The organism is Aquabacter sp., from assembly GCF_965279295.1.
Taxonomy (GTDB): domain Bacteria; phylum Pseudomonadota; class Alphaproteobacteria; order Rhizobiales; family Xanthobacteraceae; genus Aquabacter.
In genome coordinates this window covers 607,659-622,158 of sequence record NZ_CBDIHQ010000018.1, presented here as the reverse complement: position 1 = coordinate 622,158, position 14,500 = coordinate 607,659, and the positions used below count along the sequence as shown (strand labels likewise).

At 61.7% G+C, this 14,500-nt stretch carries 12 protein-coding genes and 1 tRNA gene; 1 reads left to right on the top strand and 12 read right to left on the bottom strand.

Going from position 1 to position 14,500, the window contains the following annotated elements; genetic code table 11:
* Positions 1 to 230 precede the first annotated feature (230 nt).
* From tssK to tssH, 10 genes are all read right to left on the bottom strand, one after another.
* Complete coding sequence (tssK, locus tag ADADO0_RS20845) at positions 231 to 1,562, bottom strand: type VI secretion system baseplate subunit TssK (RefSeq protein WP_511307107.1); 1,332 nt, start codon at positions 1,560 to 1,562, stop codon at positions 231 to 233.
* Positions 1,559 to 2,530, bottom strand: coding sequence for a type VI secretion system-associated FHA domain protein (locus ADADO0_RS20840; protein WP_511307106.1), 972 nt, complete (start codon positions 2,528 to 2,530; stop codon positions 1,559 to 1,561). Before ADADO0_RS20840 ends, tssK begins: the two co-directional genes overlap by 4 nt.
* The gene (locus ADADO0_RS20835; protein ID WP_511307105.1) at positions 2,527 to 3,129 is read right to left on the bottom strand and encodes a DUF6931 family protein; all 603 of its coding nucleotides are present in this window, start codon (positions 3,127 to 3,129) and stop codon (positions 2,527 to 2,529) included. Before ADADO0_RS20835 ends, ADADO0_RS20840 begins: the two co-directional genes overlap by 4 nt.
* A gap of 13 nt (positions 3,130 to 3,142) precedes the next feature.
* Positions 3,143 to 5,179: a type VI secretion system Vgr family protein gene (locus tag ADADO0_RS20830; protein WP_511307104.1), complete on the bottom strand. Its 2,037-nt coding sequence runs from the start codon at positions 5,177 to 5,179 to the stop codon at positions 3,143 to 3,145.
* Positions 5,180 to 5,326: 147 nt separating this feature from the next.
* Positions 5,327 to 5,803, bottom strand: a complete 477-nt coding sequence (locus ADADO0_RS20825; protein WP_511307103.1) for an Hcp family type VI secretion system effector — start codon at positions 5,801 to 5,803, stop codon at positions 5,327 to 5,329.
* 44 nt (positions 5,804 to 5,847) lie between these two features.
* The gene (locus tag ADADO0_RS20820) at positions 5,848 to 7,863 is read right to left on the bottom strand and encodes a hypothetical protein (RefSeq protein WP_511307102.1); all 2,016 of its coding nucleotides are present in this window, start codon (positions 7,861 to 7,863) and stop codon (positions 5,848 to 5,850) included.
* Between the two features lie 27 nt (positions 7,864 to 7,890).
* Positions 7,891 to 8,367, bottom strand: a complete 477-nt coding sequence (locus ADADO0_RS20815) for an Hcp family type VI secretion system effector (protein ID WP_511307101.1) — start codon at positions 8,365 to 8,367, stop codon at positions 7,891 to 7,893.
* A gap of 184 nt (positions 8,368 to 8,551) precedes the next feature.
* The gene (locus ADADO0_RS20810; protein WP_511307100.1) at positions 8,552 to 9,616 is read right to left on the bottom strand and encodes a methyltransferase domain-containing protein; all 1,065 of its coding nucleotides are present in this window, start codon (positions 9,614 to 9,616) and stop codon (positions 8,552 to 8,554) included.
* A 2-nt stretch (positions 9,617 to 9,618) separates the two neighbouring features.
* Positions 9,619 to 10,002: a PAAR domain-containing protein gene (locus tag ADADO0_RS20805; protein WP_511307099.1), complete on the bottom strand. Its 384-nt coding sequence runs from the start codon at positions 10,000 to 10,002 to the stop codon at positions 9,619 to 9,621.
* Between the two features lie 18 nt (positions 10,003 to 10,020).
* Positions 10,021 to 12,660 (bottom strand): type VI secretion system ATPase TssH, encoded by a 2,640-nt coding sequence (gene tssH, locus ADADO0_RS20800; protein WP_511307098.1) that lies wholly within the window; start codon positions 12,658 to 12,660, stop codon positions 10,021 to 10,023.
* A gap of 268 nt (positions 12,661 to 12,928) precedes the next feature.
* Between tssH and tssJ the strand changes: the two genes are divergently transcribed.
* Positions 12,929 to 13,474 carry a type VI secretion system lipoprotein TssJ gene (tssJ, locus tag ADADO0_RS20795; RefSeq protein ID WP_511307097.1) on the top strand — a complete coding sequence of 182 codons (546 nt, stop codon included), beginning with the start codon at positions 12,929 to 12,931 and terminating at the stop codon, positions 13,472 to 13,474.
* A 24-nt stretch (positions 13,475 to 13,498) separates the two neighbouring features.
* Here tssJ and ADADO0_RS20790 read toward each other — a convergent pair whose 3' ends face one another.
* Together ADADO0_RS20790 and ADADO0_RS20785 are read right to left on the bottom strand one after the other, a co-directional pair.
* Complete coding sequence (locus tag ADADO0_RS20790) at positions 13,499 to 14,179, bottom strand: hypothetical protein (protein WP_511307096.1); 681 nt, start codon at positions 14,177 to 14,179, stop codon at positions 13,499 to 13,501.
* 185 nt (positions 14,180 to 14,364) lie between these two features.
* Positions 14,365 to 14,440, bottom strand: a tRNA-Ile gene (locus ADADO0_RS20785).
* Positions 14,441 to 14,500: the final 60 nt, after the last annotated feature.

Here is a 14,500-nt window from a genome sequence, read left to right as displayed (position 1 = left end):
AGGGGAGGGGCCCGGGCTTTGCTCCGCCGGAGGGCGCGGAAACGGTTCCACCCGAGCCAGCCCTTTGCGATCCCGACGCCGCAAGCACGGCAGCAGGTGCGAAGATGGTGGTCTCCAGATCGTCCTCTGCCTTAGGAGGGGGGCTCATCTCTCTGCTTTCGCCGATCGCTCCCTAGCTTTGCGGGCACGGTATTGCGCTCGGATGCCGGTTATCGCATTCGCTGGTAAGACTAGTTGCGTATCGCCCAAAGTTCCATGGAAACCTCAGGAAAATCGCCAGCTAGGTGAACGGCGATGCCGCCTGATGTCATCAAGGGTGCCCATAGGGCATTATCTGCTTCCAATTGAAAGTAGACAGAGCCCGCGTGGTAAGGAATCTGGCGCGGCGCCACCGCCATGGGTTGAACCCTGATTCCGGGAAGTTGTACGTTAACCAATTCTCGTATCTGTTCGACCGGACCGATTTTTATGAGCGCGGGAAGTGTGCGGCGAATGTTCTCGCTCGCCATGCTCGCCTTCACCACCAGGACGAAAATCGAATCCGTCAGCAGCTTGCGGTCGGCGATGGTGCCGACGCGGATGCCGTATTTGCGGTCCTGGAGCGGGATCAGCACCGCCGCCTGTTCCAGAACGGCGCTGAGTGCCGCGCGCAGTTCCGGCATGAGATGTCCATAGGACATCTCTAGGTCGTGATGGCGATAGGTGGGAAGTTCGCGGGGGCGCTTTTCGGCGCTGGTGAAGGTTGCGAACTCTCCGGACAATTCCAGAAGCGTGGAATAGAGCCGCTCGGGGTGCAGGTTCGGCAGGCTCGCGAGGTGCGACAGCAGGGGCTCCGAGCGGTTGATGAGCTGGAGCATCAGGAAGTCGGCGATCTCGGCGACGCCATGACTGGATGAGCCGGTCACGCGCGGCGCCAAGGCTTGGCCACGGTGATGCAGCATTGCCGTCACTTCGTTGATGAACCCCGTCAGCGCCGGCGAAACCGAGGTGGCAAGGCAAGGGGGAATATAGTTCACATCCAATTGCACCCGCCGGTCGGCCGTGACTTCTGCGACGCGGGCGACGCCGATGCACTGGAAGCCCGCCCGGTCCTCGTGCTCCAGCATGAGCGTCAGGCGAAGGTGGGCAGTGCGGATGCGGGCGACGCCTTGGGCGCCGCTGATGGAATCCACAACCTCCTGTTCCTCGGCAAGGAAGCGGGCGGCGGAATTGAATTGGGTTTCCACATCCACCTCCGGCGCGCCGCGCATGGCGATGGGGAGGCAGAGATAGATGATGCTGTTGGCGGTGCCGACGGGCAGGTCGAGGGGCGCGGGGTGCTGGTCGTCCTCAGGGATGGAGAAGGGCGTTCCGTCCTCGAAAATGCCATCGCAGCTATTGATTGCGAACTTGCCGAGGCCGAGCAGATTGCGGTCCAGCGAGAGCGAACGTAGGCCCCAGGGGTAGCAATTCAGCCCCTCGACCCGCTGCCGCACCAGGCGTTCCACATACCGGTCATGCTGCTGGAAATGCTGGGAGCGGAGAAACATGCCCTCCGACCAGACGACCTTATTGTTGGTCATGTCTTATCCCCTTCCTTCCCGACCGCATCGGCGGAAGGATCCCAGTCATCCAACAGTGGGTCATGCACGGCGTCCTGAGTATCGCCTGGGCTTTCCTCCAGCCTGGCCACGACCCGAAGCGCCAAGCCTTCCAGCGCCAGGGCCGTCCATTCCATATCACTGCTTTCAAGCCGCGCGAGAGCGTCATCGACGCTGCCGGATAAAAGCGCGGGTTCCCCCGGCCCGAGGACGGCCCGTTCGACGCGAGCCAGCGCCTCGACAAGAGCCAGGGTCACGTTCTTCGGCCCGACCGTGGGCTGCGGCGCCGAGGGCAGGACCGGCACGGGTCCTGCAAAACTGAAGGGCTCGGGGATGATGTCCCTGTCCCAGTCTTCGGGGATTTGCGAACTGACGGTGCGCACCGGGCTCAACGCCTGCTGCTCGGCCGGCACATGCTCCCAGTCCGGCTCCGCTTTCGCGGAAGGGAGAGGGCGCAGTGAAAAGGGCGGGGAAGCCGCCCCGCGCGCCTCAGGCGAATTCGTCGTCTGCCCTGAAGCGGGACGCAGGCCGAAACTGTCGAAATCCTCCTGCGGCGACATGTCGATGCCGTTATTGCGCAGGGGAGGAAGGATAGCGCGAAACGGGTCCGAGACCTCGCCGAAGGCTTCCGCCACCGACACCGCAATGCCGATGTGCCCGATTCGCAGAACGTCCCCCTCGCTGAGGATGGAGGAGTTGCCGCGACCCAGGGCCTGCTGCGCGTCGTTGATGAAAACGCCGTTGGCCGAGCTGTCGATGACGACGAAGACGCCCGCCGTGGATGTGATTGTGCAGTGGTAGCGGGAGATCAGCCGCGAATCGTCATCGAGGATCCAGTCATTGCTTTCATCCCGGCCGATCTTCAGCGAGCCGGATGTCAGCATGCGTCCCCGTTGGTCGGGAGGGGCGTCGGAGGGACCCATCAGGCTGAGGCGAAGGACCGGGCTCATGCGGGCGCCAGCTCCTTCGCAGATTGGCCAGACCCCCCATTGGCGATATCGGCGCCCATGGACAAGGCGGCTTTGTGACGCTCACCGATGGATTTTGCCGGCCCCGGCACGCAGCACAAGATGACCGAGGCCGCCACCATGCTGCCGGTCAAGGCATCGCCAGGCGGAATGATCAGGTTGGATTCCGGCGGTGCGAGACTGCCGCCAGACCAGAAGACACCCAGCGCCGCATAGGCGCCGGCAGTCTGGAATTTCAGGGCTTCCGAGAGGGGGTAGGCGGCGCGCCGGTTCGCTTCGCTCGGTTCGTAGACCCAGGCCTCCGTCGCCTGCCAGGCGGCGGCTTCCGGGTCTGGCAGCACCACCGGCAGCAAGCGCCGGCGCGCCGTGCATGCCCACCAGATCGCCTCCCGCCGGGGTAGCCCCACCGCGAGATAGCGGATGGCGTCGGTTGTCTCTCCGGCCTTGTCGAGTGCGGCGATGAAGGCGGCGGAGGTCATGCCGGGCGTAATCAGGCTCTGCGCCTCTTCGCTCGGCTCAAGGAGCAGGCGCAGATGCTCCGCATGGGAGAACCGCAGTTTGGGAAGGATGCCGAGCGTCATGTGACCGATCGCACTAGTTGATTGTAACCATACCGCCCTTGACTTGGACGGTACCGCTGCCGCTGACATTGACCATGGGACCGCTCACCTCGACCTTTGCATCGCCGGTGATGGTGATCTGAGTCGCCTTCAAGGCGATCCCGCTCTGGCTGATGGTGATCGAGTTGCTCCCCACCTTCAACGTAATGGTTTGGGCGGCCTGCAAGGTGATGCTTCCGCCATCGCACTGAAGCGTGGCATTGCCGGACCCGAGCTTGACCGTGTGGTTGCCGTTCGACACCGTGGTCGTGACATTGCCCTGTGAGACGGTGGTCGCCTGATTGCCCTGTGAGACCGTCACGCTCTGGTTTCCCTTGGAAACCGTCAGGGCCTCGTTGCCCTCGGTCACCGTCACGCTTCGATTGCCCTTCGAGACCGTGACGCTCTCGTTGCCTTCCTGGACGGTTTCGGTGCGGTCGTTCTTGATGGTGATGATCTGGTTGTGCTTCACATTATGCGTGTCGTCATTCTCGACATCACGCGTGAAATCCTTCTGCGCGTGCATATAGAGCAGTTCGCTGTCCTTCTTGTCCTCGAACCTGAGTTCGTTGAACATCGAGGAGGTGCCCTGGCTGCTCGACCGCGTCTTCACGCCGCTCTGGGTTTTATTATCCGGCAGGGTGTATGGTGGCATGTTCTGCCCGTTGTAGACGCTGCCAACCACCAGCGGCCGGTCGGGATCGCCCTCCAGGAAGGAGACGATCACCTCCATGCCGACCCGAGGCGTGAACTGGGAGCCCCAGGTCGCGCCCGCGATGATCTGGCCGACCCGCACCCAGCAGGAACTCGTGTCGTCCTTCTTGCCCAGCCGGTCCCAATAGAATTGCAGCCGCACGCGGCCATATTTGTCGCAATAGATCTCTTCGCCGGAGGGGCCGACAACCAGCGCGGTCTGCGGGCCGGGTATCAGCGGGCGGCGCGTGATCGGTGGTGGATGGAACGCCCGCGTGGCGGGCAAGGCGGTGAATGTGTTGCGGTAGAATATCTCGGCGTTTTCATTTCCGAGATGGCTTTCGTCGCGGCCGGAATGCTCCACCCGCTGCAGCACATATTGCTTGCCTTGTTCGCTCGAGACCTCGTGTTTGGACATGGTGAACTTCGCGCCGGGCACAAAGGTCGAATAGGTGGATTTTCCGCTCGCCACCGCATAATCCGCCTCCACCGCCTCCATGCGGGTGCGGGAGAGCGGCGTGCCATCGCCCTTTTTGGTGTAGTCGCCGGGATAATCGAACAGTTCCCAGCTCTTGAAGCTGGAATTGCTCAGCACCGTGGTGGTGCTGACCGTGAGGTCGGAGGTTGGCTGCTCGAAATCATAGTCCGTCAGCGTGACCTTGCCGGACTGGAAGGAATAGCCGCTCGCCCATTGCTTGACCGCGATGTAATTTCCCGTCTCCGCTGGAGCGTGCTCGACCGATTTGTCGGCGCAGTCGGTATATCCCGCCGTGCTGTCGCTGAGCACCAATGTGTGCTTGCCGTCCGCGTGCTGAAAATAGAAATAGATGCCTTCCTCCGCGAGGATGCGGAGCATGAAGTCATAATCGGTCTCGCGATATTGGACGCAATATTCGCGCGAAGGATGGGTGCCTGAAATGCCCTGTTTTTTGTAATCGGTCACGCCGCCGTCCGAGAACAGCGTCTCGGTGATCTGCACGACGGTCTGATTCTGGAAGATGCGGCTGTCGGTGGTACGGGTCAGAAGCCAGAGCTTGGGCTCCAGGATGACATCATAGCGCCTCATCCCGTCCACCATGCGGTCGGCCGCGGCGAAAGAGGTGACGATGCCGTTGATGCAGCGCGGGTCGCCCTCGGGGCGTGCGATCTTGACGGTCAGCGGCTTGCCCAGCAATTGGTCGGCGGTGATCGCCGTATTGGTGGACGCCATGGAGAGCGTGAAACGGAAAAGTGTCGAAAGATCCTCGACCCCGGAGAACGCAATTGCAATCAGCACGTCGCCGCCGAGCGGCGTCGTCAATGTCAGCAAGCGGTCCTTTTGGACCGGCGCGGTGCTCATCGGGCCAATCCTTTGTCTCCGGCGAGGGCGCCGGTCATGAAGCCCTCATCGTGTCGCTTCTAGCGGGCTCCCGTAATGAAATATCGCGGCACGCGCAGCCCGAAGGCTGCGTGTGCCGCGATGATAACAAAGCGGGATACCGTGCGATCACGCGCTCTTGGTCGTGGCGAGATCGTAGGAGACCGTGACCGGGGTGCCGGCCTTGTTCTTGTCGTCGTAGGGCGTGAATTTGAATTCAAGCTTGGTGAAGGAGATGGAGACGGACTCTGTGGGACGGTCGCCGCCGGTCGATACCGAATAGGATGAGATCAGAGCATTCGTGAGGGTGTAGGTGCAGAAGGTCACGCCGGGGCTGCCGGTGGTGACCAGATCGATCTTCACGGTCTTGCCGGCGCTGCCGGTGCACGCCTCGGTGAACAGCTTGGGAGAGGCGGCGTCGAACATTTTGACGATGGAGACTTCGCTCACCGACGGCTCGGAGGCTTCGCGGTTGTTGGTGGAGCCCGACGTCGTTGAGATCCCGCGACCTACGCCCCAGGATAGCGACATCACGTCGATCCACTTCTTGTGGTTCTCCTGGGTCGCTTCGCCCGGGATGCCGTCGTAATTCACATAGATGGCCATGTCATTCTTCCTTGGATTGACCTGTTTATTTTGACTGCGCGTACTTAGTCTTTTTCAGCGTTGTTAATTTCATGAATGAGTTCATGCAATTTTTCTTTGGTCTTTTCCCAATCCTGATAGCCCATAACGACCTTCCCAATATCGACGTAAGCTACAACGCAGCAGGCAAAAAGATAAACCATGGTTCTTTCGGCCTCGCTCGCGCTTGTCGAAAGGCGCCCCGGTTTTGGATAGCGCAACCTCGCTGACGCGCCGACCCCGGTCAGTTTTGCCTTCGAGCTTTCCGTAACAATGAGTATTTTTGTGTATAAATTAACGAAATCGAGCGACGCGAGTATGGCGACGTATCTATCGTTGATTTCAATTTTCTTACCTTTGGTAGTCGATGCCACCATTACTTGATTGACGATCAGCGATGACGCAACCGTCAGCTGAATCATCTCTTCAAGACCTTTTCTATTATTCAGGCTCTTAGAAAATTCCTGGGCCATTTCATTTACGAGGGCGGCTTTAACCAGCGAGACATAAGTGCTCGATTTGCTCTGCACCTGACTCCAGTCAATCAAAACCCCACCGACCGTCAACTGCCCGGCTTTTTGGGTGAATTTGAAGGCCTGAATGATCGCCTCGGATCCTTCGTTTTTGGAAACCAGGCCAAAACTGGCTTTGGGGCCAAATGCCGGTGCCGGCTTATTGGCACCGAAAAGAGGCGTTCTGTAATATCGTTTTGCTTCCCCTGCGAATTCCGTCTGAAGTTTCGTGTTCGTCTTTATAATACGATTGAAATAATACCCCATGATCAGAAGCGCGACGATATTCGCATCGCGTGTCAGCGGGTTGTCAATCAATGCAGTGGCAAGCCGTGGATTCTTCATTGAGATCGCCATGTCGTCCACACGGGCATCGAAAGCCGCGATCATCGGACTGAAAGAATCGACCGTGTTCGCATACGCGATGGTCATAAGGTATTTTTTATATGCGTCGAAGACGTCCGGGATCTTATCAAAGAAACCCGTCAAGGTCTGATCTTCAAGTTGAAGTTTAGACTTAATCGTTTCACCCGCGGCAGCAACTGCAGGGGGTTCTTTTCGAGTGCCTCGGGCATTTCCAACTTGAAGATTGACGGCGACTTGGTTTTGCGTCAATGGATTTTGAATATAATTCAAGCCAATAGCCAAACGTAGAGCGGCCTCGTCGTTCGTCTGGAGATTTCCGACGCGTTTTTTCTCGCCGCGCGCGCTTCTGTTCGCGTGAAGGTAGTATATGAAGCTTGCAACCCCCGTCGCGCTGGTGGCGGCCTTTGAGACGTCCGCCCCGATCCCGCTGCCGCCCTTGCCGCCGCCGATGGATTCGACCGCCCCCTGGATCGTTCCTGGGCTGCCCTTGGTGAAAACCGTGTCCTTCGCCAAGGCGCCCGACACACCCTTGGTGATGCCCTTGGCAGTCGTGTTTGCAAAGCCCTGAAAATTGTCACCCACACCGGTGGTGGGGTTGATCGGGTTGGCGACTTTGGTGTCCTGAACCTCGAATAGATTGCCGATGGCCGTTCCACCATAGGTGAAGCCGGCGCCTATGGCCGTCGCCATGCCGCCCAACGCACCTGACAACCCCGGCCCGATGATGGGAATGGCCGCCACCGACTGAATGATCAGAACATCCAGGAGTTGCACGAGAATAGGCGCAGTTGTGACCACCGTGGACTTTACGCCCGAGACGGTGGCAGCAACGGCGATCCGCAGATTTTCCGTGTTGAAATTCAGAGTCATCGAGGCGTCGGTCGTGCCGCTGGTTCCTTGCACAGCCGATCCCACCAGCGTGTTTCTCACCGCCTCCAAGGCGGTCAAAAACGTCTGGTCCGTCTTTGCCACCGTGCAAGCGAGCATCACTGCCGCATCCACGGTGCTGTCCTGCATGGTCTTTTCAGTGAGCGGCCCCAGCTCGGTCATAAGGCGGGGGGAGGGCGCCGAGAGATTTCCGGTTATCGTGTTCCAGTTCCCGGTCTGTGCCCGGTCCATGATCCTTTTCGCGGCCCGGTCGATGTCCGCCGACGTGATCGCCATGTCTTAACCCTGGGTTCTTGAGATGACTTAAGAACTTTTCGTCGTGGCAAGATCGTATGAAACTGTGACAGGCGTACCAGCCTTGTTTTTGTCGTCGTAAGGCGTGAACTTGAACTCAAGCTTGGTGAACGAGATGGAGACGGACTCCGTCGGCCGATCGCCGCCGCTCGACACCGAATAGGACGACACCAGCGCATTGGTGAGCGTGTAGGTGCAATAGGTGGCGCCGGGGCTTCCCGTGGTGACGAGATCGATCTTCACGGTCTTGCCGGTGCTGCCCGTGCACGCTTCGGTGAACAGTTTGGGGGACGCCGAATCGAACGATTTAACGATCGAGACTTCGCTCACGGAAGGCTCGGAGGCCTCGCGGTTATTGGTGGAGCCCGAAGTGGTGGAAATGCCGCGTCCAACGCCCCAGGAGAGGGACATCACGTCGATCCACTTCTTGTGGTTCTCATGGGTCGCTTCGCCCTGGATACCATCGTAATTCACGTAGATTGCCATGATCGTGTCCCCCTATGACGCCGCGAGGCGGTCAATTCAGACGTCGGCGCAGATGCCTTTTGCGCGAAACGAAGCGCGGCGCACCATGTCACAGTATCAGCGCGCTTCCTACGCCCGCCTGGCCTGCCGTCCCCGGCCGCCGGCCAATAATTCATGCACGCTCTTCCAGGTCGGTCATGCGGTGCTACCCTTGGTTGACGGCGCATCGAAATGTGAGGATTTGGCTCATGTAATGGACCGCCGCGCGGTCATGGAGGCGCACGCGCCAAGGCTGCTCGGCCGGTGGTGCGATCTGAAATAGGCGGCGCCCTCCGTCCTGTGCCAAAGCGTGGTTGACGCCGGCCAGCATGGCTTCGATCGCCGCGGTGCTGTCCAGCCATCCGGCCGGGTTGGTTGCGTGCGAGGCCCAGTCGAACGGTGTTGCCAGGGCAAGGCATCCGCCATCGCAGAGCGCGCGGCTCATCTCGCGGACCAACCCTGCCGGGTCGGTTACGCAGTCGAGCACATTCATGGCGAATGCCTGACCAAAGGTGCCGGCGCGAAACGGGAGGGCCAGGGCGTCCGCGATCCAGAAATCTGCGCGCTCGGCGCCCGCGAAAGATGCGTTTTTGGACCTGCGCTCGAAGCGATTGCCGATCCGGCGCAGCGGATAAGTTACCACCCCCTTGTCGATCACTTTCCTGGCGATCTTCAGCAATTGCCAATTCAGCTCGACCCCGAGCACCGGCGCTGCGGACGTTGCGGCGAGTTCCAGCGTGGTGCGGCCGACCGCGCAGCCGATATCCAACACCGGACCGTCCGCCGGTTGCAGCAGTGCGCGCGCCGCCCCGAGCAGGCGGCAGATGCTTCCCGTCGCGCCCATGTCGGGGGCGTCTGAGACGGGGGGGAAAAGATCACCGTAATGGTCGTGGCCGTAGGTGGATTGCTGCTGCCGGGCGATGTTGAAAGCCGCGTCGGGTCCCACCGCCGCGCCGATGATGGCTTCCGCGTCCGCGTCTTCCACCTCGGTTTCCAGCACGAGGTGCAGATTGGCTGAAAGCCAGGACGAGAGATCCGGCACAAGAATTGGGGTGCCGGCGATGATCGGATAGGCGCGGGCGCAATCCGGCGCGGTACAGCGCAGCACGCCGGAGCGGACCGCATCGTCCTGCATCATGGCGCCGGGGGCGAGTTCGACAACCCCTTCGCGTCCGCGCAGGCGGCAGGCCGGGCAGACCGGCTTCAGCGCCTCGAAATGCAGACGGCGCACGCCTATCCGCCGATCATCACGGTGGGGCAGCCGGGCGGGAGGATCGACCCGCTCGGGCTCGGCAGGGGCGCGACACAGGCCGCATGCAGCGTGCTATCCCCCACGCGCGCGGCCGGCATGCTGCCGATGAGCACCGTGGCGGAGCCTTTCAAGATCATGCCTGGCCCACCGGGCACGCAGCCGGCGAGCATGCAGGGCGCGGTGGTGTCCGTCATGCGCGCCGCCGGCATATTGCCGATCAGCACGGTCGGGCACCCCTTCATGATGGCGAGCGGCATCGCCGGGTGCGGCACCGGGGTCGGCACCGGCGCGGCCGGATGCATCGGCGCATGGCAGTGCGGTGCCGACTGGAGCACATTGTCGCCCATTCGGGCCGCTGCGGGCATCGTGGTGTCTCCCAGCTGTCAGGCGACAATATAGGTGAATTGCCCGTCCTCGCCGATGCCGACGGCAGTGCGTGTGATGGTGGTGCCTTCCGCCAAGGATTCCAGGACGCGAACGGAAAGCTCCGGCAGCAGGGTGCGCGAGAGAATGTTCTCGATATTGCGCGCGCCGGAGGAGCTTTCCGTGCACCGCGCCGCGATGGTTTCCACCAGTTGCGGATCGTATTCGAACGTCGCCTCATAGGCGTTCGCGACCCGCTGGCGGATGCGCTCAAGTTGCAGCACCACGATCTTGCGGATCATTTCGTCCGAGAGCGGCAGATACGGCACGAGGGTGACGCGCCCAAGGAAGGCGGCCTTGTAATATTTTTGCAGCTCGGGCCGCAGGGCGTCGGCGAGCACGCTCGGGTCGGGCGCGGTCTCGGGATCGGCGCACAGCTTCACGATGAGGTCCGAGGCGGCGTTGGATGTCATGATGATGACCGTGTTCTTGAAGTCGATGTCGCGGCCTTCGCCGTCCTTCATCTGCCCCTTGTCGAACACCTGGAAGAACACGTCCTGCACGCCCTGGTGGGCCTTTTCCATCTCGTCCAGCAGGACCACGGAATACGGCTTGCGGCGCACCGCCTCGGTGAGGATGCCGCCCTCGCCATAGCCCACGTAGCCGGGAGGACTGCCCATGAGCAGGCTGACCTTATGCTCTTCCTTGAACTCGGACATGTTGATGGTGGTGAGGTTGTGCTCGCCGCCATAGAGCAGGTCGGCCAGCGTCAGCGCGGTCTCGGTTTTTCCAACGCCCGAGGGGCCGACCATCAGAAACACACCGAGCGGCTTGCGCGGATCGGTCAGCCCGGCGCGCGATGTCCGCATGGCCTGGGCCACGGCGGCGATGGCGTGGGACTGGCCGACGATCCGCTTCTCCATGGTGTCCTGGAGGGTGAGGATGCTGCGGATCTCGTCCGTGCGCATGCGGCCGGTGGGGATTCCGGTCCAGTTCTGTACCACTTGGGCGACGGCCTCGGCGCCCACCAGCGGGAACACCAGCGGGGTCTCGCCCTGAAGGGTTGTAAGGCTGGTGCTGATGTCGCGGAAGTCCTGCACCAGCGCCTCGCCGTCGGGCGGGGGCTCCTTGGCTTCGAGCTGGTCGCGCAGGCCGGCAAGGCGCTCCACCAGGGCCTTTTCTTCTTCCCAGCGGGTGGTCAGCGCGTCGTGCTCCTCGCGCAGCTGGATGCATTCCGCTTCCAGTTTGGCGATGCGCTTGGCGTGGTCCGCGCCCACCGTGGTCTCACGGCGCAGCAGGTCCAATTCCGCTTCGAGGATGACCAGCCGCCGGTCGCGGTCATCGATGGCCGAGGGAATGGTGGTCTGGCTCACCGCCACCCGCGAGCAGGCGGTGTCGAGCAGCGAGACCGCCTTGTCGGGAAGCTGGCGCGCGGGGATGAAGCGCGCGGAGAGCCGCACAGCCTCGCTCACCGCCTCATCCAAGATGCGCACCTTGTGATATTTTTCCAGCACCGGAACCAGGCTGCGCAGCATGGCGATGGCGATCGGCTCGGAGGGCTCCTCGATCTTCACCACCTGGAAGCGGCGGGTGAGGGCGGCATCCTTCTCGAAATATTTCTTGTATTCTGCCCAGGTGGTGGCTGCGATGGTCCGCAGTTCGCCACGCGCGAGAGCCGGCTTCAGCAGGTTCGCAGAATCACCGCCCGCCCCGCCGCTGCCCGCTCCGACCAGCGTGTGGGCCTCGTCGATGAACAGGATGATCGGGATGGGTGAGGCCTTCACCGCATCGATCACCGAACGCAGGCGCCCCTCGAACTCGCCCTTCATGCTGGCGCCGGCCTGGAGCAGGCCGAGGTCGAGTGAGCGCAATTGCACATTGCGCAAGGCCGGCGGCACGTCGCCGGCGACGATGCGCAGGGCAAAACCCTCCACCGCAGCGGTCTTTCCTACGCCCGCCTCGCCGGTGAGGATCGGGTTGTTCTGGCGGCGCCGGATCAGGATGTCGACGATCTGGCGGATTTCCTCGTCCCGGCCAAGCACCGGATCGATCTTGCCGGCCTTTGCCTGCGCGGTCAGGTCCACCGTGAAGCGGGTGAGCGCGTCCTGGCCCTGGGTCTGGCCGGGGGCGCCCGGCACGTCGCCGCCGGGGCTTCCCGCGTCCGGCAGGGAGCCGGTTTTCTGCTCGGACGATGTCGAGGTGATTGCGGCAAAGTCCTTGCGCAGGGCATCCGCTGAAAGACTGCGAAATTCGGCCGACATATCGTTGAGCCGTAATTTCAGGGAATCGTCCGCCAGCAAGGCCCACAGCACATGGCCGGAGCGCACCTGGTTCAGGCCCGTCTCGATCGAGCACAGCAGCCAAGCTTCCTTGGCGGTCTCGATGATGTCGGGCGAAAGGCCCGGCGGCCGGCTGTTTCCGGCGCGTAGGCGGTCGAGGCTGCGGTTGATGTCGAGCTGCACCCGGCCGATCTCCAAGCCGTAGTGGCCGAGGATGAGCGCGATGTCGTTGGTGCTGTCGCCGACCAGCTTGGCGAGCCAATGCTCAAGCTCGACATTGTAATGGGTCCGCATCAGGGCGAAGCCGGCTGCGCTCTCAAGGCTGCTGCGGCAGACCTCATCGAGCCGGGACATGAGGGACTTAAGGTCGACCGATGCCATGTGTTTCCGCCCCAGTTGCCCGCTACGTCGGATGCAATGACGTCGCCGCGCGCACGCAGTCCTGCTTTCAAACAGGTTCGTGCCTCGCCTTCAAAGCCCTTAAGCGCCGCCACCGCAAGCGGTTTTAAGCATCTTTATAACGAGGTGGCCTCGCGGTGCCGGCAATCTGATAAGACTTGCCTGGAGAACGGCCTGTCGGGATGCGCCCGGAGGTAGGTTGGTGGTGAGGTGGCCTTGGGAGTTGAGGTCGCGGGGGATGCCAATTCGCATGGATAAAGCCCGGACCTTGGCCTCGCGGCGAGACTTCCTGCGTCGGGGCGGCCGAAGCCTGCTCGTTGGCGGTGCCGGCCTCTGGGCGCTTTCCGCCTGCTCGAACTTCAGCGCGCTCAAGGTGACGATCGCAGGCGTGCGAATCCTATCCGACCTCAGCATCAATCCGTCGCCCACCGGGCAGGCCTCGCCCGTCATGGTGCGCGTCTACGGCCTGCGCAACGACCAGATGTGGCAGCAGGCGGATTTCCAATCCCTGTTCACCGATGACGCAACGGCGCTCGGCACCAGCCTGGTCACCAAGCGCGAGGTCATCGTGCCGCCCGGCGCGAATCTTCCCATCAGGATCGATCTGCCGCTCGATACGGCCTTCATCGCGGCGGCGGCGTTTTTCCGCTCGATCGATGCCGCGCAGTGGCGGGCCATCCTGCCCCTGGAAACTGCGATGGTGAACAACGTGCAGATCAATCTATCGACCACGCAGCTCACCCTTATTCAGGTGCTGGTCGGCGACAAACCTTTCGATCCGAAGCCTATCCTGTAGGTCTTCGGGACTGCCCCGCGCCGCTCAGTTGATCTTGACCAGTTCCATCAGGTTGCGCAGGGCGGAACCGTCCGACTGTGTCCTCTGGTAGTAAAAATCCCAGGTGGATTTGGTGCGCAGGCCGACGATCACGGCGGTGCGCTCGGTGCCGTCCCGCTCATGGTCTCTGTAAGCCGCCGGCTGGACGGTGTGCGCGTCGGCGCGAGCCATCGTCAGCATGCGATTTTGCTCTTCTCTCTGCGGCTCGTAATTGGCGGTGAAATTCCGGCCGGTGGCTTTCAGTTGCGCATTCGCGTGGGCAACGCGCACGCCGCCCTCGCGATTTGGTATCCCAACGCCGAACGTGCAGCCGTCCATTTCGCCGGTAAACATGATCTGCGCCGCCTGTCCGAGCATCAGGCTGTGAACCGCATTGTCGGTATAGGGGCATATATAGGCTGGAAAGGCGGTCCTGCTCCCAGGCGCCGCCGCAGTCACCCGATAAACGGTGGCAGGTGTATCCCAGAATGATTTCTTGGCCTTTGAAACAAGAAAGCGGGCCACCGCATTTCTCTGCTTCGTGCGTTTGACGACTTCAAATTCTCTGGTCACGTCGACAAATTCAACCATGACCGTATTGTCGGATCGCTTCAATTGCTGGGCGGGATTCCACAGAGGCTGGTCGATAACCAATAGATTCTTACGAATGAATTCTACGTCGGCCATAGCGTTCGCCCCGATTTTATTGTGTTGTCCAAGCGGACCTACGCGATCTTAGGTGTTTCACCACCGCACTAAAAGGCTCATCTTCAGCTCGGCATTACGCGGCTATCTGGCCGGCTCGCCCGCTCGCAGCACCGCGCATTGGCCTGGATGCAGACCGTAAATTCGCGCTAACTCATTGAAAAAATTGGTGGGCCCGGTAGGACTTGAACCTACAACCAGACCGTTATGAGCGGCCGGCTCTAACCATTGAGCTACAGGCCCCACCGGGAACGACGCGCGCTGTGCGCGAGTGCACCAATGGCGCTCTAGCAATTCTGGAGG